Annotated in this window: 25 protein-coding genes and 1 tRNA gene; 14 read left to right on the plus strand and 12 right to left on the minus strand. The window is 67.6% G+C overall.

The genetic code is table 11. From position 1 onward, the window contains the following. The first annotated feature begins 196 nt into the window (after positions 1-196). Positions 197-811, plus strand: coding sequence for an amidase domain-containing protein (locus tag KXS11_RS11970; RefSeq protein WP_437385816.1), 615 nt, complete (start codon positions 197-199; stop codon positions 809-811). 14 nt (positions 812-825) lie between these two features. Here KXS11_RS11970 and KXS11_RS11975 read toward each other — a convergent pair whose 3' ends face one another. From KXS11_RS11975 to KXS11_RS11990, 4 genes are all read right to left on the minus strand, one after another. Beyond that, on the minus strand, positions 826-1,107 hold the full coding sequence (locus tag KXS11_RS11975; RefSeq protein ID WP_437385817.1) for a hypothetical protein: 282 nt from the start codon (positions 1,105-1,107) through the stop codon (positions 826-828). A gap of 9 nt (positions 1,108-1,116) precedes the next feature. Continuing rightward, positions 1,117-1,707, minus strand: coding sequence for a hypothetical protein (locus KXS11_RS11980; protein ID WP_437385818.1), 591 nt, complete (start codon positions 1,705-1,707; stop codon positions 1,117-1,119). Then, positions 1,708-2,217 carry a hypothetical protein gene (locus tag KXS11_RS11985; RefSeq protein ID WP_437385819.1) on the minus strand — a complete coding sequence of 170 codons (510 nt, stop codon included), beginning with the start codon at positions 2,215-2,217 and terminating at the stop codon, positions 1,708-1,710. Between the two features lie 69 nt (positions 2,218-2,286). Further along, positions 2,287-3,258 carry a hypothetical protein gene (locus tag KXS11_RS11990; RefSeq protein WP_437385820.1) on the minus strand — a complete coding sequence of 324 codons (972 nt, stop codon included), beginning with the start codon at positions 3,256-3,258 and terminating at the stop codon, positions 2,287-2,289. Positions 3,259-3,630: 372 nt separating this feature from the next. Here KXS11_RS11990 and KXS11_RS11995 point away from each other — a divergent pair, with 372 nt between their 5' ends. The 3 genes from KXS11_RS11995 (at position 3,631) to KXS11_RS12005 (ending at position 5,921) form a co-directional block, all read left to right on the plus strand. After that, positions 3,631-4,395 (plus strand): alpha/beta fold hydrolase, encoded by a 765-nt coding sequence (locus KXS11_RS11995; protein ID WP_437385821.1) that lies wholly within the window; start codon positions 3,631-3,633, stop codon positions 4,393-4,395. Between the two features lie 111 nt (positions 4,396-4,506). Continuing rightward, entirely contained in the window at positions 4,507-5,211 is a 705-nt protein-coding gene (locus tag KXS11_RS12000) for a GAF and ANTAR domain-containing protein (protein ID WP_437385822.1), read from the plus strand. After that, a complete protein-coding gene (locus KXS11_RS12005; RefSeq protein WP_437385823.1) occupies positions 5,208-5,921 on the plus strand; it encodes a GAF domain-containing protein in 714 nt (237 codons plus the stop codon). The genes KXS11_RS12000 and KXS11_RS12005 overlap by 4 nt, the downstream gene beginning before the upstream one ends. Before the next feature lie 22 nt (positions 5,922-5,943). On the opposite strand, the gene KXS11_RS12010 is transcribed toward KXS11_RS12005, so the two are convergent. The 4 genes from KXS11_RS12010 to KXS11_RS12025 all read right to left on the minus strand — a co-directional run bounded on the left by KXS11_RS12010 (position 5,944) and on the right by KXS11_RS12025 (position 10,443). After that, positions 5,944-6,255 (minus strand): hypothetical protein, encoded by a 312-nt coding sequence (locus KXS11_RS12010; RefSeq protein ID WP_437385824.1) that lies wholly within the window; start codon positions 6,253-6,255, stop codon positions 5,944-5,946. A gap of 137 nt (positions 6,256-6,392) precedes the next feature. Beyond that, positions 6,393-8,507: an iron ABC transporter permease gene (locus KXS11_RS12015; protein ID WP_437385825.1), complete on the minus strand. Its 2,115-nt coding sequence runs from the start codon at positions 8,505-8,507 to the stop codon at positions 6,393-6,395. Then, positions 8,504-9,562: an iron-siderophore ABC transporter substrate-binding protein gene (locus KXS11_RS12020; protein ID WP_437385826.1), complete on the minus strand. Its 1,059-nt coding sequence runs from the start codon at positions 9,560-9,562 to the stop codon at positions 8,504-8,506. The genes KXS11_RS12015 and KXS11_RS12020 overlap by 4 nt, the downstream gene beginning before the upstream one ends. After that, complete coding sequence (locus tag KXS11_RS12025) at positions 9,559-10,443, minus strand: ABC transporter ATP-binding protein (protein ID WP_437385827.1); 885 nt, start codon at positions 10,441-10,443, stop codon at positions 9,559-9,561. The genes KXS11_RS12020 and KXS11_RS12025 overlap by 4 nt, the downstream gene beginning before the upstream one ends. Positions 10,444-10,761: 318 nt before the next feature. Between KXS11_RS12025 and KXS11_RS12030 the strand changes: the two genes are divergently transcribed. Both KXS11_RS12030 and KXS11_RS12035 read left to right on the plus strand, forming a co-directional pair. Then, positions 10,762-11,121 (plus strand): VOC family protein, encoded by a 360-nt coding sequence (locus KXS11_RS12030; protein ID WP_437385828.1) that lies wholly within the window; start codon positions 10,762-10,764, stop codon positions 11,119-11,121. Between the two features lie 82 nt (positions 11,122-11,203). After that, the gene (locus KXS11_RS12035; RefSeq protein WP_437385829.1) at positions 11,204-12,364 is read left to right on the plus strand and encodes a low temperature requirement protein A; all 1,161 of its coding nucleotides are present in this window, start codon (positions 11,204-11,206) and stop codon (positions 12,362-12,364) included. 79 nt (positions 12,365-12,443) lie between these two features. Here KXS11_RS12035 and KXS11_RS12040 read toward each other — a convergent pair. Beyond that, positions 12,444-12,530, minus strand: a tRNA-Leu gene (locus tag KXS11_RS12040). A 237-nt stretch (positions 12,531-12,767) separates the two neighbouring features. Here KXS11_RS12040 and KXS11_RS12045 point away from each other — a divergent pair. From KXS11_RS12045 to pknB, 7 genes are all read left to right on the plus strand, one after another. Then, on the plus strand, positions 12,768-13,511 hold the full coding sequence (locus tag KXS11_RS12045; protein WP_437385830.1) for an FhaA domain-containing protein: 744 nt from the start codon (positions 12,768-12,770) through the stop codon (positions 13,509-13,511). Next, positions 13,508-14,035 (plus strand): FHA domain-containing protein FhaB/FipA, encoded by a 528-nt coding sequence (locus KXS11_RS12050; RefSeq protein WP_437385831.1) that lies wholly within the window; start codon positions 13,508-13,510, stop codon positions 14,033-14,035. Before KXS11_RS12045 ends, KXS11_RS12050 begins: the two co-directional genes overlap by 4 nt. 5 nt (positions 14,036-14,040) lie before the next feature. Next, positions 14,041-15,285, plus strand: a complete 1,245-nt coding sequence (locus KXS11_RS12055; RefSeq protein WP_437385832.1) for a Stp1/IreP family PP2C-type Ser/Thr phosphatase — start codon at positions 14,041-14,043, stop codon at positions 15,283-15,285. After that, positions 15,275-16,672 carry an FtsW/RodA/SpoVE family cell cycle protein gene (locus KXS11_RS12060; RefSeq protein ID WP_437385833.1) on the plus strand — a complete coding sequence of 466 codons (1,398 nt, stop codon included), beginning with the start codon at positions 15,275-15,277 and terminating at the stop codon, positions 16,670-16,672. Before KXS11_RS12055 ends, KXS11_RS12060 begins: the two co-directional genes overlap by 11 nt. Next, complete coding sequence (locus KXS11_RS12065; RefSeq protein WP_437385834.1) at positions 16,669-18,144, plus strand: peptidoglycan D,D-transpeptidase FtsI family protein; 1,476 nt, start codon at positions 16,669-16,671, stop codon at positions 18,142-18,144. The genes KXS11_RS12060 and KXS11_RS12065 overlap by 4 nt, the downstream gene beginning before the upstream one ends. Beyond that, positions 18,141-19,889, plus strand: a complete 1,749-nt coding sequence (locus KXS11_RS12070) for a protein kinase domain-containing protein (protein WP_437385835.1) — start codon at positions 18,141-18,143, stop codon at positions 19,887-19,889. The genes KXS11_RS12065 and KXS11_RS12070 overlap by 4 nt, the downstream gene beginning before the upstream one ends. Before the next feature lie 102 nt (positions 19,890-19,991). Beyond that, complete coding sequence (gene pknB / locus KXS11_RS12075) at positions 19,992-21,683, plus strand: Stk1 family PASTA domain-containing Ser/Thr kinase (RefSeq protein ID WP_437385836.1); 1,692 nt, start codon at positions 19,992-19,994, stop codon at positions 21,681-21,683. Between the two features lie 37 nt (positions 21,684-21,720). Here the strand turns inward: pknB and KXS11_RS12080 are convergent, their stop codons facing one another. Genes KXS11_RS12080 through KXS11_RS12090 form a run of 3 tightly spaced genes read right to left on the minus strand, consistent with a single transcriptional unit; the run spans position 21,721 to position 23,322 of the window. Continuing rightward, entirely contained in the window at positions 21,721-22,356 is a 636-nt protein-coding gene (locus KXS11_RS12080) for an anthranilate synthase component II (protein WP_437385837.1), read from the minus strand. Further along, a complete protein-coding gene (locus KXS11_RS12085) occupies positions 22,353-22,514 on the minus strand; it encodes a hypothetical protein (RefSeq protein ID WP_437385838.1) in 162 nt (53 codons plus the stop codon). The genes KXS11_RS12080 and KXS11_RS12085 overlap by 4 nt, the downstream gene beginning before the upstream one ends. A gap of 1 nt (position 22,515) precedes the next feature. Continuing rightward, complete coding sequence (locus KXS11_RS12090) at positions 22,516-23,322, minus strand: class E sortase (RefSeq protein WP_437385839.1); 807 nt, start codon at positions 23,320-23,322, stop codon at positions 22,516-22,518. A gap of 78 nt (positions 23,323-23,400) precedes the next feature. Here KXS11_RS12090 and KXS11_RS12095 point away from each other — a divergent pair, with 78 nt between their 5' ends. Then, on the plus strand, positions 23,401-23,646 hold the full coding sequence (locus tag KXS11_RS12095) for a cell division protein CrgA (RefSeq protein WP_437385840.1): 246 nt from the start codon (positions 23,401-23,403) through the stop codon (positions 23,644-23,646). The last annotated feature ends 259 nt before the right edge of the window (positions 23,647-23,905 follow it).

Here is a 23,905-nt window from a genome sequence, read left to right on the forward strand (position 1 = left end):
ATCCGGACCGGGGACACGCGGCTGCTCCCCCGGAGCCGGCAGCCGCGTCGCACTTCGGGACGCGGTACGAGGGATCGTGCGGCGCCGAGGCACAGTGCATGATCTCAGAGATCTCCGCCCCGGGTCGTCAGCCGGCCCATCCGTGTCACAACCGGCCCACACGATTCGTCCAGCGGCGCACGCCTAGCGTTGGGGGATGCTCGGTTCCGGTCTCTCCCGCAGGCTGCGCGCCTCGATCGCTGCGGTCGTCGTCGCAGCCGCAGCCATCGGTCTGTCCGGATGCTCGCCGGAGCAGATCGAGCAGCGCTCCGACAACGCGTCGATCCAGGCGCAGCTCGACTATGTGCACGCGCACTGGAAGTCCTACAACGACGCCGAGTACGGTGCGCTGCCCGACTCCGACTGCGTCAACTTCGCAAGCCAGTCCCTCATCGCCCGCGGATGGCAGATGGACGACGACTGGTGGTTCGCCACGGACGCGGACGGCGACCCCGAGTACTCGGACGCGTGGGTGAGTTCGACGCTGTTCGAGCGTTACCTCCGGGCCCACCCCGAGCGGGCGACCGAACTCGCCACCGCCGACCTGAGCGAGTTGCAGCTCGGCGACATCGTCCAGTTCGACTGGGACGACTCCGGCGACGAGGACCACACGGGAATCGTCACCCGCATCGTCGGCGAGGGGGCGGACCGCGAAGTGTACTTCGCGGGGCATACGCTCGACTCGCACTACCGGTCGGTGACGAACGCGACCACGGTGAAGTACCCGGGTGCGCGCGTCACCTACTGGCATCTGGCGACGCCCACCTCCTGACGCCCGACCGGTGACTACAGGTGCGACGGACGACGGATCGCGATGTTCTTCGCTTCCTCGAAGGTGTCGACGTGCACCCATTCGGGCGGGCTGGGCGCGACGATCAGGACGTCGAACCCGGGTTCGCGGCCTTCAACGTAGGCGAGGCAGCAATCCGGCGTACCGGGCTCGTTGCCGTTCGAGATCCTCCACTGACGGGCACCGATGGGTACCACGTACGGAAGGTGGGGCTGGTGTCGTTCCACTGGTGACGATGAGTCGAGCGACACTGCTTGACGAGCGTGCTTCGTGACCATGTCGTCAGCCTACGAGCCGGAGGTTTTTCCCTCGTTGGCTTGATTTCCCAGGCGTGTGGTGGGTGAGGCGGCCGTCTCGACCAGTCGCCTCGACGCAGTCGCCTCGGCTGTGGTGAGTGGCCAGTACCTGGACGCGTGGTCGTTTCGCGGCGGGTGTGTGCGCTCGTCGGCGATCGACTGGTTGACCCGCCGGAGGTCGCTGAGAAACTCGTTGAAGCCGTCGCGTTGCTTCACCCAGACGCTCCGCCCCGTCGCAAGCCGGATCGCGACCGTCCGAGGCGCACCGGGCTGCCCGAGCATCGGGCCGGCCGACCACTTCGGTTCGGAGACGGACACGATCTCGGCGATCGGGATGACACGCTTGCGGAACGCCCGATGCTCGATGATCGAAGTGTCGACGACGTCGATGCGATGAGCTGCGCGGAACAGTTCGAGCCAGGCGATGCCGAGCATCAGCGCCAACATCGCAGCGGCGAACAGCACGACCCAGGGCTGCGTGAGCGCCACCTCCCGGAGGAGGAAGCCTTGGGCCGCCCCGAAAGCGATGATGAAGAGGACGGGATACCAGACGCCGTTGCTCGCTGCGGACTTCATGGACATTCAGACCACCGCGCTCGCGGCGATGAGACGTCGTGCTGAGACGAGTTCGTCATCGGTCATCTCGGTGAACTTCGACGAGACGTACTGATCGGTTCTCGGCTTTCCCCGTGCGTATCCCGAACGGATCGACGGCCGCTCGGCGAGCAGATGGGCAACGAGGTCGCCGAAGCCGTTGCTGGACCTCCCGTGGATGCCACGCTGGCCGCGGATGCGGATTCGGAACATCCCCCACTCCATCAGAGCCGGCCCGACTGACAGGACCTCGTCAAAACGCACCACGCGATGCGTGAACGCGGTGAACGCGATCAGGTGTTCATCAACCACGAGAATCCGGTACGTCGTCCAGAAGAGCACCACCCAGACGACGGCGAGGTAGATGAAGCCGAAGGAGATGAGGAAGGCTACGTTCGCCGCGAGGCGTTCGCTCGGTATGACGAGGAACGCGAACACGGGTGCCGCGATCAGCCCGAACACCTGGGCCATGAGTCCGAACGTCGGCACGTACTTCAACAGATCCCCCCGTTTCCAGATGCTCCTGCTCCGAGCGGATGTCAGAGCGTCACGGCACCGCAGCGCCTGCTAACCCGAGTATGGCGTGAAGACCCACACGCCTGCGGCATCCAGACGCACGCTCCCGTCGACCCAGACCTCGCAGTCCTCTGCGGTCGCGATGCCCGTCTCCCCCGTGGTGAGTCGATACTCCGCCAGGAAGTCGGCGCTCCCGCGTTTCGTCGTGGTCACCATGAAGCCGGATTCCTCCGAGTAGGAGTCGAAGGTGAACTCCGGCGCCTGGGTCAGCGCCCAGCTGACGGACGTCAGTTCGTCACCGGCGGAGTTGTCGATCGCGAACGAACACCCCGACGGCTCGTACGAGGTCGAAGCGATGCACGCATCGACGTACGCCGTGACGGCCGCGGAAGCCTGCTCGACGCCCAGACTCGTCAGCGTGGGATAGAGGAAGAGATTGCGCTTCGCTCCCCACGCGGCGTCGACTTCGGGCGCGACGAACTCGAAGGACCCGGTCGGCGAGTCGACCTGCAGCTCGTACGTGCCGGGCGCGATGAGGAACGTCGTGTCCTCCTCGATCGTGCCGAGCGAGGTTCCCGCGTACGACAGCTCGAGAGCGCCGAACCGGTCCGTCGCGACGGAGACGGTGGGCATCCCGCTCGGCGTCAACCGCCACGCGTTGAACCAGAGGAACACGTTCTCCCGCCTCGCCAGCTCGAGTTCCATCGTCTGGCGCTCGTCACGCTGCTCGTAGTCGACCGTCACGACGGCGCCGGAGTCGCGCACCTCGGTTCCTCGGATCCGATACCCCGTCGCCTGCTCGGATGCCAACGCGTACGACGTGTTCGTCAGGAGGTCCAGACGATACCCCTGCTCCTCGGCCGCCGCAGCCGTGCCGTCGAGTCGGGCCGCCTGCTCCACGTCTCCGTCCGCCAGTGACGCGAGGTAGGCGCGGACAGGTACCTCAGGTGTGACGAGTTGCGTCAGCGACCAGCTGGCGCCCACGATCCAGGCTCCGACGACCACGGCAGTCGCCGCGATCACGGACGTGACGATCCGGCCCGAGAGGCCCGGTCGGGCCGCGGGCTCGAGCTGAACCGACGGTTCTGCGGTCGGTTCGGATCCCGAGCGAGCGACGGGCGATGGCGAGTTCTCGGGCAACGGGCATCCTTGATCGTCCGGGACCGGTTTCGCAGGGGCCGCTCCCCCGGAGTCGACAGCCACCTCGCGCGTCGAGAGGGTGCGGGCGGAATCGCGCGCGTTCGAAGCAGCACTGCATCCTCCCAGAACCGCGGGCAGCATGGCGGTACCCCAGGTTCTGCGCACGATCGTGTCGGATCGCCCGGGATGTGCGGTGCTCCCGTGGCCGCCGCCACACGTATTCTGGAAACGGCATAGAACGGATGGGTGGCACGGATGGCCTTCACACGCATCAACGGAATCGACCTGTACACAGAGGTCGACGGTGCGGGTGAACCCGTCCTGTTCCTCCACGGCGGGTTCTGCTCACTCGAATCGCTCCGTTTCCTGTCCGACGCGGTCGTCGCCGATCACACGGTGCACGCCTTCGAGCGCCCCGGCCACGGTCGGTCCGCCGACATCGACGAGGCGTACAGCTACAGGCGCAGCCTCGCCGACACGGTCGCCTACCTCGACGCCCACGAGCTGGAGTCGGTGCACGTCGTCGGCTACAGCGACGGCGGCATCCTCGCGCTCATGCTCGCGCTCGAACACCCCGAGCGCGTCCGGTCGGTCGTCGCGATCAGCGCCAACCTCGACCCGTCGGCGTTCAGCACCGCCGAGGAGCACGGGCGACTGCTGCTCACACCCGCGAAGGCCACGACAGACGTCGGTGCAGGAGCGGCGGAGCGCCCCGACCTCGAACGCCAGCACTACGAGCGACTGTCACCGGACGGGCCCGAGCACGGCGACGTCGTCCTCGACAAACTGCTCCGCCTCTGGACGACCGAGCCGAACATCGAGCCGGCAGAGCTCGCCGTCATCGACGCCCCAGTGCTCATCATCGCCGGCGACCGAGACTCCATCCGACCCGACCACAGCCTCCTGATCGCAGCGTCGATCCCGGGTGCACAGCTCTGCATCGTTCCGGGTGCCACGCACGGACTGCTCGCCGAGCGGCCCGCGCTCCTCACCCTGGTGATCCGCGGTTTCCTGACCTGAGGACACGCTCATCCTCCGGTGTCACGTGCCTGGAGGGCGACGTGCAGGACACGTACGATGAGAGGGACGCCTCGATCGGCGTCGGGGGCGAGTGGGGAAGCAGGTGGCGACATGAGCGACACGTTCGCCCTCGTCAGGAGCGCGCTGGAGCGTGTCGACGGCGACGACCAGCTGGTCGAGCCGATCCTCCAGCTCATCCCTCTGAGCGGTGTCTCGATCGCCACACTCGGCAATGCACTCAGCGCCGAGACGATCGCGGCGAGTGACCGACGGATCGCCGTGATCGACGAACTGCAGTTCGACCTGACGGAAGGCCCGTGCTGGGACGCGGTGGGAACCGGGCGACCGGTCCTCGAGTCGGCGATCCAGAACGCCCGCCACGACGCCTGGCCGGCCTTCGCGGACGCCATCAAGAACCAGCAGGTCGGTGCGCTCTTCGCCTTCCCACTGCGAGTCGGACCGTTGCAGGTCGGAGCCGTGGAGCTCTACGACGTCCAGGAGCGGACGCTGAGCGCCCAGCTGGTCGACGAGATGATGCGCCTGACGAGGCCCCTCACCCGCTACGTGCTGCGACGGACGATCGAGCTCGCCGCACTCCCGGACCCCTCCGAGTTCAAGCCGCACGCGCGGCGACGCATCCATCAGGCCGCCGGCTTCGTGATCGCCCAGCTCGAACTCTCACCAGACGACGCCCACCTGTTCATCCAAGCGCAGGCCTACGCGCAGAACCGCCCCATGGCCGATGTCGCCGAGGACATCCTCGAGCGTCGCACCGGCTACGTCCTGCACGAGACGACCATCGAAGACCGACCATGAGCACCGGTCGCAGGAACGCCGAACTCCTCGAGGTGTTCGCGACGCTCGCAGACACCCTGGTCGACGACTACGACGTGTTCGAGCTCCTGCAGACGCTGGTCGAGTCGAGCGTCGAACTCCTCGACGTCGATGCCGCTGGAATCCTGCTCGCCGACGCCGGTGGGGAGCTCGAACTCGTCGCATCGACCAGCGAGGCCGGCCGTCTGGTCGAGGTCATCCAGCTGAGCGCCGAGGAAGGGCCCTGCGTCGACAGCTATCGTCTCGGTGTGCCCGTCGTCGTGCCGGACATCTCCGCAGAACTCTCGCGCTGGTCACGTTTCGGGAGGCTCGCGTCCAGCGAGGGCTTCAACTCCGTCTTCGCCGTCCCGCTGCGGCTGCGGAAGGTCACGATCGGAACGCTCAATCTCTTCCGCTCGAAGCCGTCCAGGCTCGACGACTACGAGACCCGAGCCGCTCAGGCGATGGCGGACGTCGCGACGATCGGTATCCTCCACGAGCGCACCGTCCGCGCGGGCGATGCGACCCGAGAGCAGCTCGAGCTCGCCCTGCAGTCGCGGGTCACCATCGAACAGGCGAAAGGCGTCATCGCCTTCATGGCCTCCGTCTCCGTGGAGGAGGCGTTCGATCGCCTCCGGAAGCACGCCAGAAGCACACGACGCCCGCTCGCCGACGTTGCACGAGACGTGGTCGAGCGGCGCCTCAGCTTCTGAAGGCGGTGACTCACGCGCGCCCTCACAGGGGAGGCTCGACGCCCAGCGACACGAAGTAGGCCGGGATCCCTTCGGGGAGCACGCGACCGTAGAACGGACTCACGTGTACCTCGTCGATCGCCGGCGGGTTGTTCATCGCCGTGTCCCAGGCGCGCAGGTCGGCGCCCATGAACGTCCGCAGCGTCGGATCGTCGTCCGAGACGTCGCCCGTGGTCGGGTCCGCGAGCATCTCCAAGCGGTCGGGGTGCACGTAGACGACGAACTCGATCCCGCGCCAGTCAGATCGCGCCCGCTCCAACAGCTGGCGCACCACTTCACGCGGCTGGTCTTCCATGGTTGAGCCTCCTCCCAACGCCGAACATCGGTGAGCGGGGTCCGGGCTCGACCCCATTCTGAACCAGAAGGCTCGATTCCGGGCGAAATATCACTCCACCGCCGTCTGGTCCGCCCTGATCCGAGCGAACGGGAGCGTCACTCGCGCGAACGGCGGAGCAGCCAGACGAAGTACGGCGCGCCGATCAGCGCGATCATGAGTCCAGCGGGGATCTGAGCGGGAGCGATCAGCGTCCGGCCGAGGGTGTCCGCGACGCAGACGAGGAGCGCGCCGAGCAGCATGGACACCGGGATGATGCGGTTGTGGCGAGCGCCGACGAGACCGCGCGCCAGGTGCGGTGCGACGAGACCGACGAACCCGACCGCGCCGATCGCGACCACACTGAGTGCCGCGAGGACGGCGGCGATGGCGAGGACACCGAGTCGCGTGCGCTCGAGCCGCACCCCGAGGATCCTCGGCGTGTCCTCATCGATCGCGAGGAGGTCGAGCTGGCGACGCATGCCGAACAGCAGCGGCACGGCGATGACGAGGGCGATCGCCACCGGAGCGACGTCAGGCAGTGTGCGTCCGTACGTGGTGCCCGACAGCCAGGTCAGGATCCGAGGAGTGTTCCACGGATCCGACCGCAGCAGCAGGAACGTCGTCACCGCACTCAGGCCGTAGCCGCAGCCGATCCCGATGAGGACGAAGCGATCGGGCAGGAGGCCCCCGCGCCAGGCGAGGAGCGCGATCAGACCGAAGGTCGCGAGACCCGTCACGATCGCCATGACGATGAGGAGCGGGCGTGCTCCACCGAGCATCGTGACGACGAGCACGGCACCGAGTCCCGCGCCGGCGGTGATGCCGAGGATGCCCGGCTCGGCGAGCGGGTTCCGCACCGTGCTCTGCACGACGCAGCCGGCGAGCGCGAGCGCGGCGCCCGCGAGGAGTGCCGCGAGGACGCGTGGAGTGCGATCGTCCAGTGCACGGCCGATGAGGTCGGGTGCCGTTCCGTTGAGCCACAGCGCGACGTCGCCCGTCTTCAGCCAGAGGCTTCCCGCGAGCAGACCGATGACCGCCGCGACCACCAGCAGCGCGACCGCGACCGCCATCACGACGACGAACCGTCGTCGTGTCCGCAGCCCGCCACGCGCCTGCGGCGGCTGCCGGATCGGGCCGGAGTCACGCAATCGCAGCGCGAGGATCACGATGACGACCGCACCGAGCACAGCCGTCGGGATGCCGGTGGGGATCGACGAGGCACCCTCGGCTCCGAGGATGGCTCGCAGGGTCGCGTCTGCCAGCAGGATCAGGAGTGCACCGAGCAGGCCCGACACCGGGATGAGGAAGATGTGCCGGTGCAGTACCGGCAGACGGCTCGCGAGCAGACGGGCGAGCACTGGCGCACCGAGCCCGACGAAGGCGATCGGACCGGCGAGGGTCACCGAGATGCTCGTGAGAACTACCGCGACGACCACGGCGACGACGCGGGTCGAGCGGATCGGGACGCCCAGCGAGAACGCGGTGTCGTCGCCGAGCCCGAGCACGTCGAGGCGGCGGGCCAGCAGGAGCGCCGCGGCGAGCGCGACGATGATGACGGGTGCTGCTCGCACGGAGGCGTCGAGGTTCAGCTGCGCGAGCGAACCGCTCCCCCAGGCGAACAGTCCCGTGGTGTTCTGCTTGAAGAGGATGAGCAGCATGGCTGTCGCGGCGTCGAGCGCCATCGCCGTCGCGGAGCCGGCGAGGATGAGGCGGGTCGTCCCCGAGCCGGCGGAACGGCCGGCGAGGCCGAGGACCAGTGCGGCCGAGAGGAGTCCACCGACGAACGCGACGCCGCCGGAGGCCCAGAGCGGGACGGACAGTCCGAAGGCGGCGACGGCGGTGAGCGCGAAGTACGCACCGGCCGTCACCGCGAGGGTGTCGGGCGAGGCGAGTGCGTTCCGCGAGATCGATTGGAGGAGCGCACCGGCGACACCGAGCGCGAATCCGACGGCCACTCCGGCGAGGAGGCGCGGGAGGCGGGAGCCCGCCAGCACATCACCGACCGGGACACCGCCCACGTTCTCCTGCGCGCCACCGGCGAGACGGAGCAGGTCGAGCACACCGACACCGGAGGTGCCCTGGGTCAGATGCCACAAGCCCACCACCGTGACGGCGACGAGCAGCACGGCCAGCACGGCCACGCCGCTCGCCCCACCACGGAGACCGACGTCAGGGGCACCCTGACGATCGGTCCCCGCGCGGGGTGTCACGATGCGGGTCGGCGTGCTCAACCCTGCTGGGTGATGATGTCGACGTACGCGTCGATCGCCTGCTGGTTGGAGAGCGGGCCACCGGCACCCCAGACGCCGGCCGGGAACGCGTGCGCGCGGCCCTCCTGCACGGCGGGCAGTGCGGTCCAGATCGGGCTCTTCTCGAACTCGGCGACGTAGCCGTCGGCTGCTTCATCGCTCGAGTAGAAGAGGTTCGCGGAGCCGACCGCGGTGAGTCCCTCGATGTCGGTCTGGCCGAGCCCGTACGCGGGGTCGACGCCTCCGCTGCCGTACGAGGCGTCGATCTCGTCGGTCCAGGCACCGGTCAGACCGAGCTCCTCACCGAGCGCGGTGAAGAGCGCCCCCTGGCCATAGGGGCGGATGACGACGTTGCCTCCCTCGATCCATCCGTCGAAGAAGAGGAAGTCGGTGGTGGGCAGGTCCACGGCCTGCACCGTCTCCTTGGCGCTCGCGAGGTGTGCGTCGAACTCGTCGAGCACCGCTGCTGCGCGGTCGCCACGGCCGGTCGCCTCCGCGATCATGGAGAAGACGTCCTTCATGTTGCCGATCGGGTCCGCGCCGTCGGCACCCACGGTGGCGAGCACGGGGACGCCGCGCTCCTCGAGCTGTGCAATGAGTTCGTCGTCGGCGCTGTACGCCTCGATGATGATGAGGTCGGGGTCCGTCGCGTAGAGGGCGTCCATGTCGGGCTCGCCACGGGTGCCGATGTCGACGACACCGTCGGGGATCGTCTCGGCGCTCACATAGGTGGCGTAGCCCGCGGCGTCGGACACGGCCACGGGCGTGACGCACAGGGTGAGCGCGTCCTCGATCTGCTGCCACTCGAGCACGGCAATACGCTCGGCCGGTTTGACCAGCTCGACCGTGCGACCGACGCCGTCGGTCATCGAGATCGCACCGGTGGCGGTGGTCGTCGTGTCGGCGGCACAGCTCTCGGAGGTCGCAGTGGCGACGTCGGCGGCGTCATCGACCGTGGTCGTGCCGCAGGCGGTGAGGGTGAGCGCGGCGACGGCGAGCGTCGCCGCTGCGGTCGCGAAGGAACGGGCGCGGATCATTGGTGGTCCTCTCGGGTGGGGGTGTGGAGCGCAGGCTCGGCCTCGCCGGGGGTGTCGGCGGTGCGCGCCGTGCGGTTCGCGTGACGACCGACGGGGTCGATTCGCAGGTGGTTGGTGCGTGGGTCGAGGGCGACCTCGACGGCGATCTCGTAGACCGCGGTGATGTTCTCGGCGGTGAGGACGTCGACCGGCCGACCGGACGCGTGGATGCGGCCCGCCGACAGGAGGAGCAGATGGTCCGCGACTCGGGCGGCATGGTCGAGGTCGTGCAACACGATGCCGACCGCCACGCCGTGCTCGTCGACGAGGTCACGGACCAGGTCGAGCGTCTCCACCTGGTAGCGGAGGTCGAGGTGGTTCGTCGGCTCGTCGAGGAGGACGACGCCGGTCTCCTGGGCGACGCAAGCCGCGAGCCACACGCGCTGCACTTCGCCGCCCGACAGCTCGCCGACCGGGCGCTGCGCCATGTCGTGGACACCGGTGGCTCGCAGTGCGCGGTCGATCGCCGTGCGGTCGGCGGCGCTCAGTCCGGCGAAGCCGCGCCGGTAGGGGTGGCGTCCGAACGCGACGACTTCGCGCACGGTCAGGCCCTGCGGTGCGGGACGGGACTGCGCGAACAGCGTGACCTCTTGCGCGAACTGTCGAGCGCTGAGGAGGGAGGCCGAGCGGGCGGCATCGCCGTCGGCGAGGGTCACCGTCCCCTCGTCCACCCGGTGCAGTCGTGCGAGGGCGCGCAGCAGCGTCGACTTCCCGCTCCCGTTCGGGCCCACGAGCGCCGTGACACGGCCGGGTTCGAGTGCGAGGGAGACGTCGTCGACGACGAGCGTCTTGCCGTAGCGGAGCACCAGGTGCTCACCGCTCATCGCGGGCTTCATGCTCATCCGTGACACCGAGCACCGCTCATCGGCAGGCGCTGGGTCGTGCGCACGTCGGAGCGTGCTGCGTACGTCTGGGGCATGGTGGGACCTGGATCGGCGTCGGCCTGGGAGGCGAGGGTGGTGGGTTGCAGCCTTCGCGGGTGATCCGGCGTCGCACAGGCGTCGCCGACGCACACCGAGGTGTCGGGTACGAAGTTAGGGCTGCCTTGCCTATCCCAGCATATGCGGCATGTGTCGACTACTGCAATCTCCATCGAGGCCCGTCCGGGCGGATACTGGAGGCCGCGACCGGCGATGAACGGTCCGGGTTGGAGGTGCACGATGGGCGTGAATGGAATCGGTGGACTGTTCTTCCGCAGCGCGGACCCCGAGGCACGGGCCACCTGGTATCGCGAGCATCTCGGTATCGGTTCGGGCGACGCGGGCGTCTGGGAGCAGGAGGCCGGAGCGACGCTCTTCGCGCCCTTCCCAGCCGACAGCGACTATTTTGCAGCCGATCAGCAGTTCATGCTCAACCTGCGCGTCTCGGACCTCGACGAGCTCGTCGCATCGCTCGAAGCAGCAGGAATCGTGGTCGAACGTCGCGCAGAGTGGGACGCCGAGGACTACGGTCGCTTCGCACGCATCCATGACCCCGAGGGCCTGCCCGTCGAGCTCTGGGAACCTCCGACCGCCGGGTAGCTCACCCCATGCATCCGGCATCGCCGGGAGGCCGCGTCGAATGCATCCACCGACGATTCGCTGCACGCGGCAAGATGGACTCGTGTTGAACAGACTGGGCCTCATCCGCATGTCGGGGCGCGATCCCCGCGAAGGTCATCGCGTCGCGAGCCCCCTGGAGCTGCTCTTCGACCTCGTGTTCGTGGTCGCGGTGTCCCAGGCGTCGCAGAACCTCCACCACGGCATCGTCGAGGGGCACGCGGTGGAGACCGCGGTCACCTACGCGATGGTCTTCTTCGCGATCTGGTGGGCATGGCTGAACTTCACCTGGTTCGCATCGGCCTTCGACACAGACGACTGGTTGTACCGACTGACCACCATCGTGCAGATGGGCGGCGTGCTCGTGCTCGCCGCCGGCGTGCACGACGCGATGGCGGAGGGCGACTGGGCAGTCGTCACGTTCGGCTACGTCATCATGCGCCTCGCGATGGTGGCGCAATGGGTTCGGCTCGCGATCTCCGACCCGGAACAGCGGGCGGTGGCGATCCGGTTCGCCACCGGCATCAGCATCGTGCAGCTGCTGTGGGTCGCACGGCTCGCGCTTCCGGCGGAGGGGCAGTTCTGGACCTTCTGGCCGGCGCTCCTCCTCGAGATCCTCGTCCCCGTGTGGGCCGAACGCGCCCACCACACCCCCTGGCACCCACACCACGTTGCTGAGCGCTACGGCCTCTTCACCCTCATCCTCCTCGGTGAGAGCCTGCTCGGGTCGGCGAACGCGATCATCGACGCGAACAACTCCGGCGAGCACATCGACGGCCTCGTCGGGCTCGCCGTCGCCGGGGTCGTCCTCGCCGCGGGCATGTGGTGGATGTACTTCAGCCGCGAGCAGACCGATCGCTTGGACTCGCTCCGGCACGGCTTCGTCTTCGGCTACGCGCACTACTTCGTCTTCGCCGGAGCAGGTGCGGTCTCAGCAGGGATCGAGGTCGAGCTCGACCTCCTCACCGAAGCCGGCGAGCATCTCACCGCGACGGAGGCCTCATTCGCGCTCACCGTCCCCGTCACCGTGTTCATGGTCGCGCTGTGGCTGGTGCTGCTTCGCGGCAAGATCACGACGACCGCGTCGGCCCTCTTCCTCGCGGCTGCGGCACTCGTCCTCGCATCAGCCGCACTGCCGATCGTGACCGTGGTCGGCACGGCCTCCGCTGTCGTCCTCGCCGTCGCCGTCCTGGAGGTGCAGCGCGTCCGCGACCGTGCGGCATGAGACGTCACCTCCCGTCGTGGAAACGACGAAGGCCCCCGATGACTCGGGGGCCTTCTTCACAACTGATCTTCATCAGCACTGGTGCGCGAGGCGGGACTTGAACCCGCACGCCCTTTCGAGCACTGGCACCTGAAGCCAGCGCGTCTGCCAATTCCGCCACTCGCGCGAACACCAGACGTCACCGCTCTCGCGGCAACTTATCGAGGATAGCACGGCAATCCCCGCGTGGAGAACACCGGAGAACCGCTCGAGAGCAGCACGAATCCGGGCACGGTGCCCTGTTGCAGGGCCGATGTCCTGAAGTCGGGCACATGAACACCTCACCTCGGGACACGCGTCGATTGGCCTCGTGTCCAGGCAAACCGTCTAACATTGCCTGGACACCGACACGAATCGAGAGACCGTGGGCATTCTGGACAACTTCGAGAAGGGACTCGAACGCGCCGTCAATGGCGCCTTCGCGAAGACCTTCAAGTCCGGACTCCAGCCGGTCGAGATCACGAGCGCGCTCCGGCGCGAACTCGACACCAAGGCGGCCGTGGTCTCGCGCGACCGCATCCTCGTCCCCAACAAGTTCACCGTGCGGATGTCCCCGACCGATTTCGAGCGCATGAGCAACATCGGTCCCTCGCTCATCGACGAACTGATCTCGCTGGTGCAGAAGCACGCGAAGAGCCAGGGGTACTCCTTCCCCGGCGCCGTCTCCATCAAGCTGTCCGGTGACCGCTCTCTCCCCGACGGCCTCGTCCAGATCGACAGCGTCAATGTGAAGGGCACCGTCTCCTGGGCGCCGGTCCTCGACATCGGCGGCAAGCGGTACCCCATCACGCAGGCGCGCACGGTCATCGGCCGTGGCACCGAGGCGGACATCACGATCAACGACACCGGCACCTCACGGAAGCACGTCGAGATCCTCTGGGACGGCAACGCCGGCCAGGCTCGCGATCTCGGCTCCACGAACGGGTCCAAGCTCAACGGTCAGTCGTTCCGCCAAGCCGCCCTCTCCCCCGACTCCGTCATCGAGATCGGCCGCACGCGCATCGTCTTCCGCGTCGTCGCGCAGGCCGGCGCCGACGACCGCGGCATGAGCGACGCCACCCGTCGCCACGACGTCTCGTCCTTCGACTCGTGGGGGGACGGCGCGTGAGCGAACTGACCCTGCTGGTCCTCCGCATCGGCTTCCTGCTCCTGCTCTGGATGTTCGTCTTCGGCATCGTCTACGCCCTCCGCACCGACCTGTTCGGCCCTCGCGCCCGCAAGACGCAACCGCAGGCCGGTTCCGACGCGCCGCCGACGCCACCGCAGCCCATGCGCGCCGCGCCGGCGCCGACCCGACCCGCGCAGGCCCCCTCGGGCGGCACCCAGCAGGCGACCGTGCATAACACCACCCGCCTCGTCATCGTCTCCGGCCCGAAGCAGGGCACCGAACTGGCGCTCGGTCGAGAGCCCATCACCATCGGCCGCTCGGCCGACTCCGGCCTCATCATCCGCGACGACTACACCTCGACCCACCACGCCCGCCTGATGCTGTGGAACGACGAGTGGATGGTCCAAGACCTCGACTCCACCAACGGCACCTTCCTCGCCGGCAAGCGCGTGAGCGTGCCGACCCAGATCCCGCTCGACACCCCTGTCAAGGTCGGCCAGACCAGTTTCGAGCTGCGGCGGTAACCCCGGTGACGACCAGCGGCGCCGGCGCAGCGCTCTCCCACGTGGGTAAAGTGCGCTCCAACAACCAGGATTCCGGGTATGCCGGGCATCAGCTGTTCGTCGTCGCCGACGGCATGGGTGGTCATGCGGGGGGCGACGTCGCTTCCGCGATGGCCCTGAACCGCATCATCGAGGCCGACGAACCGTACCCGTCGTCGGAGGCCGCCGAGGCGACACTGCAGGCCGCGATCCTCGCCGCGAACTCGATCCTCGGCGACACGGTCTCGAAGCACCGCGAGCTGACCGGCATGGGTACGACGGTCTCCGCCCTCGCCGTCATCGGCAACGAGGTCGCGATCGCCCACATCGGCGACTCCCGCATCTACCTGTTCCGTGAGGGTGAACTCAGCCAGATCACCGTCGACCACACCTTCGTGCAGCGCCTCGTCGACTCCGGTCGCATCACGCTCGAGGAGGCGATGGTGCACCCGCGCCGTTCCGTCCTGATGCGCGTGCTCGGCGACGTCGACGCCTCCCCCGAGATCGACACGATGACCCTCGGCACTCAGCCGGGCGACCGCTGGATGCTCTGTTCCGACGGCCTGTCCGGCGTCGTCGACGAGAGCCACATCGCCGCGACGCTGAAAGAGGCGCTGCCAGCTCAGCGGACCGCTGAGAAGCTCGTGCGTCAGAGCCTCGACCGCGGCGCCCCCGACAACGTCACCGTCGTGGTCGTCGACATCGTCGACGCGCCGGTCTCCGAGGGTGAGGCCGTGGTGGTCGGATCGGCTTCCAAGCCGGTCGCGTTCGCGCTCACACCCTCGGTGAAGAAGCCTTCGCTCATCCCGAACAGCTGGCTGCACCCGGGCCGCCCGACGTCACTCGGCAACTCGCACTTCGAGTCCGCCTCAGAGGACTACCTCGACGAACTCATCGAGGAGGACGAGCGCCGGGCCAGGCGCCGCCGAATCACCTGGCTCGTCGGACTCATCGTCGTCATCGTCGCGATCGTCGGCGGTGTCGCGCTCGGCTACGCGTGGACCCAGACCCGGTACTTCGTCGGCGGTGACACCGACACGGTCGTCATCTATCAGGGCATCCAGCAGGACATCGGGCCGATTCAGCTCTCGAGCGTCAAGGAGGACACCGGGATCCCCCTCGGTTCGCTCTCCGACTTCGACCGCCAGGCCGTCGACCAGACGATCAGCGCCTCGTCCTTCGCCGAAGCCCTCGACATCGTGAAGCGATTGCGGGTGACCGATGACCAATGACGTCGCCGCACCCATCCAGGCCGACACGGGCGTCATCCGCACGATGCGGCGCCTCCGGCTCCCGAAGAAGCTCCGCAACCTCGAGCTCGCACTCCTGATCTTCGCCTTCGCGATCAATGCCGTCGCGGTCATGCTCGTGCAGCTCGGCGCACTGGGTCACCTCGATTTCGCGCTCATCACCTTCGGGTCCGGGCTCTCCCTCCTCGTGCTCGCACTGCACATCGTGCTGCGGTACACGGCAGCGGAGGCCGACCCGTTCCTGCTGCCGATCGCGACGGTCCTCGGCGGAATCGGCATCGCCGAGATCTATCGGATCGACATCGCGCTGGGCGATTCCGGCTGGGCGAGCGCCGCGGTCCGGCAGATGGTGTGGAGCGCGCTCGCGATCGGCTGCGCCATCGCCGTGCTGCTGATCATCCGCAACCACCGCGTGCTGTTCAAGTACACCTACATCGCCGGTCTCGTCGCGTTCGCCCTGCTCCTGCTGCCGCTCCTGCCGGGAATCGGCCGCGAGGTGAACGGTGCCCGCGTGTGGATCGGCATCGGCGACGCCGTCACGTTCCAGCCGGGCGAGATCGCGAAGATCGCCCTCGCGGTGTTCTTCGCCGGCTACCTGGTCCGCACGCGGGACAGCCTCTCGATGGTCGGCAAGAAGTTCCTCGGTCTCCAGTTCCCGCGCCTCCGCGACCTCGGGCCCATCCTCGTCGTCTGGGCCATGGCGATGGGCGTCATCGTCTTCCAGCGCGACCTCGGAACCGGCCTGCTGTACTTCGGCATGTTCCTCGTGATGCTGTACGTCGCGACGAGTCGGGCGAGTTGGGTCATCATCGGCCTGACGATGTTCTTCGCGGGCGCGTTCATCGCGGGACAGACGCTCTCGTACGTCGCCGGGCGCTTCCACAACTGGTGGGACGCGTTCAACCCGGAGGTGTTCGACCGCGACGGCGGGAGCTACCAGCTCGTCCAGGGCATTTTCGGGCTCGCGCACGGCGGGCTCATCGGCACCGGCCTCGGGCAGGGGATGCCGGAGATCACCCCGGTTCCGCAGAGCGACTACATCATCGCCAGCCTCGGTGAGGAGCTCGGTCTCGCCGGGCTGTTCGCCATCTTCGCGCTCTACCTGCTGTTCGTGTCACGCGGCTTCCGCATCGGCTATGCGGGCACCGACGACTTCGGCAAGCTGCTCGCCGTCGGACTGTCGTTCACGGTCGCTCTCCAGGTCTTCATCGTCGTGGGCGGTGTCACGCGGATCATCCCGCTCACCGGTCTCACGACCCCGTTCCTCGCCGCGGGCGGTTCGTCACTCGTCGCGAACTGGATCATCGTCGCCGTGCTCCTGCGCGTCTCCGACACGGTCCGGACCCAGCCGAAGCCGGTGGTGACATGAATCGTGAGTTGAAGCGCGTCAGCATCGTCGTCATCGCGATGTTCCTGGCGCTGTTCGGATCGACCACGGTCATCCAGATGATCCAGGCCGACTCGTTGAACGCCGACGGCCGCAACACGCGCACGCTCTACGACAGCTACCGCACCGAGCGAGGGCCGATCCTGCTGACGGACGGCACCGCGATCGCATCATCGGTCGCGAGCGACGACGAGTACAAGTACCAGCGGGTCTACGCGAACGGTCCGCTGTACGCGCCGATCACCGGGTTCTTCTCACCCACCCAGGGTTCCTCCGGCCTCGAGCTCGCGACGAACGAGTACCTGAGCGGCACGTCGAACTCGCAGTTCCTCGACTCGATCAACCGACTCATCTCGGGTCAGCAGCCGAAGGGCGCAGCGGTCGAGGTCACGATCGACCCCGTCGTGCAGCAGGCGGCGTTCGACGCACTCGGCGACCTCGAAGGGGCCATCGTCGCGATCGAACCGAAGACCGGCAAGATCCTGGCCTCCGTCTCGAGCCCCGGTTACGACCCGAACGTCCTCGCGAGCCACGACAACGCGACCGTGCTCGATGCGTACCGCACGCTCGACGACGACGATCGCCAGCCCCTGCTGAACAAGGGCGTCGACGGCGACCTCGACCCGCCGGGGTCGACCTTCAAGCTCATCACCGCTGCAGCGGCGTTCGCCTCCGGCGACTACACACCGGAATCGCAGTTCCCGAACCCGGCGACGTACACGCTGCCCGGCACCAGCACCGTCATCCGCAACTCCGAGGGCGGGAGCTGCGGCGGCGGTGCGACCGTGTCGATCGCGACCGCGGTCGAGCTCAGCTGCAACATCCCGCTCGCCGAGCTCGGGGTCGAGCTCGGCTACGAGAAGATCCGTGACATGGCGCAGAAGTTCGGCTTCAACATGGACATCAACATCACCGGCACCGGCCTGACCCCCCTGGCCATGCAGCAGAGCACCTTCCCGAACGCGTTGAGCGACGATCAGACGGCGATGGCCGCGTTCGGCCAGTACACCGTGCGCGCTTCCGCGCTGCAGATGGCGATGGTCTCGGCCGGGATCGCGAACGGTGGGATCGTCTGCAATCCGCAGATGGTGAACCGCGTCGTGAACCCGGATCTGAGTGTGCTCAAGGAGTTCGAGCCGGCAGAGTTGTCGCAGCCGATCTCGGGCGACGTGGCGCAGCAGATCACCGACATCATGGTCCAGGGCGTCCAGAGCGGTGCTGCGACTAATGCAAGAATAGACGGGGTCGAAGTGGCCGGAAAGACAGGCACGGCGCAGAACGGATCAGACGATCCCTACACGCTGTGGTTCACCGGATTTGCGCCTGCAGACGACCCGAAGGTCGCTGTGGCGGTCGTTGTTGAAGATGGCGGTGGACTCGGACAGGACGGTTACGGCAACCTCGTGGCCGCGCCGATCGCGAAGAAAGTACTAGAGGCGGTGCTGAATAAATGAGACCGACAGCCGGGCTGACCTTCGGGGGACGCTACGAACTGCAATCTCGTATTGCGATCGGTGGAATGGGCGAGGTGTGGCAGGCCACAGACCTCGTCATCGGCCGCACCATCGCCATCAAGATCCTCAAGGACGAGTACATGGGGGACCCCGGGTTCCTCGAGCGGTTCCGCGCTGAAGCGCGCCACGCCGCACTCGTGAACCACGAGGGCATCGCGAACGTCTTCGACTACGGCGAGGAGGACGGCAGCGCGTTCCTCGTCATGGAGCTCGTCCCCGGCGAAGCCCTGTCGACCGTCCTGGAGCGCGAACGCGTCCTCCCGACGGACAAGGTGCTCGACATCGTCGCGCAGACCTCGTCGGCGCTGCAGGCCGCCCACGCCGCCGGCCTCGTCCACCGCGACATCAAGCCGGGCAACCTGCTGATCACGCCGGACGGCCGCGTCAAGATCACCGACTTCGGCATCGCCCGCATCGCCGACCAGGTGCCGCTGACGGCCACCGGTCAGGTGATGGGCACCGTGCAGTACCTGTCGCCCGAGCAGGCGAGCGGTCACCCTGCTTCGCCGTCGACCGACATCTACTCGCTCGGTATCGTCGCCTACGAGTGCCTCGCGGGCCGTCGCCCGTTCACGGGCGAGTCGCAGGTGGCCATCGCGATGGCTCAGATCAACGAGGCACCGCCGGAGCTCCCCGTCACGATCGCGGAGCCGGTCCGCCGCTTCGTCATGTCGATGATCGCGAAGAACCCGGTCGACCGCCCCGCGTCCTCCGCCCACGTCGCCCGTGCCGCTCAGGCGCTGCGTCGTGGCGACCTCAACGCTGCCGCGGCCGCCGTCCCGATGATCCTCGGCGGTGCCGGTGAGGCGGCGACGACGGTCATGGATCAGACGCGCCGCATGCCGGCAGCCGACGACGCCACCACGCAGCTGCTGTCCGCCGCGGAGGCGGAGCAGCTCGGGGATGACGTCGAGGGCGAAGGCGAGAAGAAGAAGCGCAGCAAGTGGACCTGGCCGCTCATCGGTCTCGTCGCGCTGCTCGTGATCGTGCTCGTGGGCTCGCTCATCGCGGTCTTCGCGAACCAGGGGAACGACGCTGGCGGCAACACTCCGTCGCCGACGAAGTCCTCGACACCCACGAAGTCCTCGACACCCACGCCGACACCGACGCCCACGCCCACGGTGTTCCCCATCAACCTGAGCGACCTCCAGGGTCGTTCTTTCGAGGAACTGAACACGATCTTCAGTGCGGCGCCGTACAACTTCAGCGTCTCGAAGAACGTCGGCAACGCCGCGACGACGCCGGAACAGGTCGACACCGTCTACGACGTCAACCCGACCGGCAACGTCAAGACCGGCTCGGCCATCACCCTCACGGTCTACGGTGAGATCGCTGTGATCAACCCTCCGACCGAGGCTCCGAAGATCGACGGGAACTACAACGATTCCGGACAGATCGAGCTGCCGAAGGGCGGCGGAACGGTCGACCTGACGGTGAACTGGCTGGCTGTGAGCTGCCCCGCCGGTACCACCGTCACGGGCTACCAGGTGGCAGCCTCTGGAGCCGGGGTCACGTTCCCGAACGCGCCGGAGAACAACATCTTCCCCGCGAGCGCGACATCCGCGTCCATTCGGGTGTCGTCGGCGGGCCAGCTGAGCATCACCTACGCTGTCGTGTGCTCGAGCGGGACCTCGTCGTCGTCGCCGGCTGGGACCGCGGACATCGTCGATTCAACGGCACCATAGGCGTCACCGTTCGGGCGCTCTCAGGGTCATCCCTGAGAGCGCTCGAAGGGTGCCCGGGTAAGCTGTTAGTGTTTGTCCTCCAAGCGAATTCAGGGGTGGTACGTGGCTGACGATCAACGCCTGCTCGCAGGTCGGTACGTCGTCGGCGACCTCATCGGTCGCGGAGGCATGTCCAACGTCTTCCGGGGCGTCGACACGAAGCTCGGACGTACCGTCGCGATCAAGGTCTTGAAGTCGACGCTCGCCACCGACCCCGCCTTCCGCTCGCGGTTCCGCCAGGAGGCGCAGGCCGCATCGCGCATGGCGCACCCGACGATCGTCCGCGTCTACGACGCCGGTGAGGAGCGGGTGAAGGACGGTTCCGGACACGACCTCATCGAGCCCTTCATCGTCATGGAATACGTCGAGGGTCGCATGCTCAAGGACCTCATCGCCGAGGGTCCTGTCGAGTCGGCCGAGGCGGTCCGCATCGCGAACAGCATCCTCACCGCGCTCGAGTACTCGCACCGCGCAGGCGTCGTGCACCGCGACATCAAGCCCGGCAACGTCATGATCACGAAGGACGGCGACGTCAAGGTCACCGACTTCGGCATCGCCCGTGCGGTCTCCGACTCCTCCACCACGGTCGCCCAGACGACGGCGATCCTCGGTACCGCCGCGTACTTCTCGCCGGAACAGGCGAAGGGTGAGACGGTCGACGCCCGCACCGACCTCTACTCCACCGGCGTCGTCCTCTTCGAGATGCTGACCGGCAAGGCACCGTTCCGCGGCGACACCGCCGTCGCCGTCGCCTACCAGCACGTCAGCGAGCGACCGGTGAAGCCGAGTTCGATCAATCCGAAGGTCTCGCCCGCGCTCGACCAGGTCGTCCTCCGCGCTCTCGCGAAGGATCGCTTCGAGCGGTACCAGAGCGCGGTCGAGTTCCGGGAAGACCTCGACGAAGCCGGCGCCGGTCACGTCCCGGTACGCCGCGACGACCACGACTCGCTGTTCGGCCCGTCGCCGACCGCGGCGTCCAGCACCGAGCAGGCGATCCGCCAGCTCACCTCCGACGACACCGTCGTCCGGACGCAGCGCCGTCCTCCGGTCGTCTGGATCTGGGCCGCGATCGCCGGCATCGCCGTCATCCTCTTCTCGCTGGTGTTCTGGGTCGTGCAGCTACCGCCCGCCACGAGCATCTCCACCGACTCGCGCGAGGTGCCCGACCTCGTCGACGCCACCTGGGAGAGCGCCAACAGCACGATCGAGCAGCTCGATCTCATCCCCACGAAGTTCGATGAGGCCAGTAGCGACTACGCAGCTGGGCACGTCATCCGCACTGAACCACCCGGTGGCACCACGGTGACGAAGAGCACGCAGATCAAGGTGTACGTGTCGACCGGCCGTGAGCAGATCGCCGTCCCCGACGTGACGAACCAGTCGTCGGAGGCTGCGTGGGCGGCGATCACCGCGGCAGGCTTCGCCCAGGGTTCGGTCACCCGTGAGAACTCACCGACGGTCCCCGCCGGTGTCGTCCTGCGCACCGACCCGGCCGCGGGCACCTCGTCCGACAAGGGCACGACGATCAACATCGTCGTCTCGAGCGGCAACGTCACGCTGACCGACGTCGAGGGACAACCGCTCCTTGATGCGACGAACTACCTGCAGGACGCCACACGGCAGTTCGTGGTGCAGCCGCAGGCGGATGCGACGTGTAAGGCCGCTGCCGGCGACCCCGTCACGTCCATGTCGCCCGGCCCCGGAGACGTGCCGCAGAAGTCGGTCATCACGCTGACCTACTGCACCGGCTCCTGAGCGAACTCCGTCACCGGTCCCTGAGCTCGTCGAAGGGCTACAGGGTGACGAGTGGGCTGAGCCCGACGGCACGTATCTTGGCCTCCGGGAGCCCGGCGATCGCCAGCCAGTTGCCCAGCAGGCGGTATCCACCCTCGGTGAGCACCGATTCCGGGTGGAACTGTACGCCGTAGACCGAAGCTTCTCGGTGCCGCAGCCCCATGATGACGCCGTCCTGCGTGCGGCTCGTGATCTCGAGTACAGGCGGCACCGTGGCCTCGATGACAGCGAGCGAGTGGTATCTGGTCGCCGTGAACGGCGTCGGGATCCCGTCGTAGAGGTCGCTTGCGTCGTGTTCGATCAGGGAGGTCTTGCCGTGCATGAGCTCCCGCGCTGTCGTGACGGTCGCACCGAACGCCTCGGCGATCGCCTGATGCCCGAGGCACACACCCAGGAGAGGCGTGCCGGTGGCGAGTGCGACGTGAACGGCTTGCACGGACACGCCAGCGGCGGCCGGTGTCCCTGGGCCGGGCGAGACGAGGACGCCGTCGAACTCGGCGAGCGTGGTCTGGAGCTCCTCGGGCGCGATCGCGTCATTGTGGACCACGACCGTCTCGGCGCCCAACTGTTCGAGGTACCCGTTCAGTGTGTAGACGAAGCTGTCGTAGTTGTCGATGACCAGGATGCGGGTCACGCGTCGCCGACGGTCACGTTCTGGTCGACGATGAAGGAGTCGACCCAGGGGAACACCCAGGTGAACAGCGCTGCGACGGCGGCGACGAACAGGATGACGAGGAGCAGGATCCTCAACCAGACGGGCCCGGGCAGGACCCTCCACAGTGCGGCGTACATGTCAGCCTCCAGCGGCCGCGACGGAGGCGGCGATCTCAGCGGGTGGTCCGGCGGACAGCGGCTGCCAGGACTCGTACACCGCGTAGGCGATGCTGCGCTCGGCTGTGGAGTACAGCGGGTTGCAGGTGGTCAGGGTGAGGATGCGCTGCGTCGGTGCGACACCCTCCATCTGTGGAACCGGGTTCAGGACCTCGACCTGCGTCGGTTGCACGTAGGTGATGTTCCGGAACACGTAGGTGTAGTAGCCGTCGGCCGTCTGGACGTAGACCCTGTCGCCGATCTGCAGGTCGCTGATGAGCGTCATCGCGCCACCGTAGGCCTTGCGGTGGCCGGCGACGACGAAGTTGCCGACTTCACCGGGCATCTGCGTGCTGGGGTAGTGGCCGACGCCGAGCTCGAAACTGTTGAGCACGGTGGCCGTGTCGACACCCTCGGCGATGACGCGCCGGTAGTCGGCGCCGTAGCGCGGCACGTACAGCACGGCGAAAGGATCGCCGGGCGCCGGGCGCGCCGTCACCGGCGGTTCACCGTAGTTCGGGGTGCCGTTGGCATCGGTCGTGGGTTCGGGAGAGGGTGCCTGTTGAGCATCCTTGATCCACTGCTCCGACTGCGCGGACGCCGCGCTGGCCTGACTGCCGGCCATGATCATGTCGTTCCACCAGAGTTGCCAGGCGAGGAAGAGCAGCACGACCATGCCCGCGGTGATGAGCAGCTCGCCGGCGACGCCGAAGACGCTGACGCGCTGACGTCTCGGAGCACGTCGCTCTGCGGCGCGAGCCCCGGCTCGCGAGGGAAGGTCGTCTGTCACGCCTGGATTCTACCCAGAAGACACTGGGATCAGCTGATCGACCGGGCGGGCTGTGGACTGAACCGTTAGAATGTCGGCATGGCACGCACGAAGTCGAAGAGCAAACCGTCCCGCGAACCGGAGCAGTCGAGTGGCGAGCCGGCGCCGAACGCCGTCTGGTTCAAGCCGGTCATGTTCGGTTTCATGCTCCTCGGCCTCGCGTGGATCATCGTCTACTACCTGAGCGGTACGGTTCTGCCCGTGCAGTCGCTCGGCCCGTGGAACATCCTCGTCGGCTTCGGCATCGCGTTCATCGGCTTCTTGATGACCACCAGGTGGCGCTGACGCTCACCCCCAACTTCGTGCACAGCGGGTCGCCCATCGGGCGGCCCGCTGTTTTCGTTCTGCGGTCGACGTCACCGCGGCATTCTCCACAGGAGTGTGGAGAACTTCCGAGTTGTCCACAGCTTCCTGTGGAGAACGACCAGGAGGCCCGGAAACACGGGAAACCACACCCGTGTAATTATCCCCAATGTTCATAACCCTGTGGATAACTCCCGAAACCCTCAATGTCTGGTCGAGGTGTGGCCCTTCGACGAGCTCA

This window comes from Plantibacter flavus (genome assembly GCF_051487245.1).
Taxonomy (GTDB): Bacteria; Actinomycetota; Actinomycetes; order Actinomycetales; family Microbacteriaceae; genus Plantibacter; species Plantibacter flavus_B.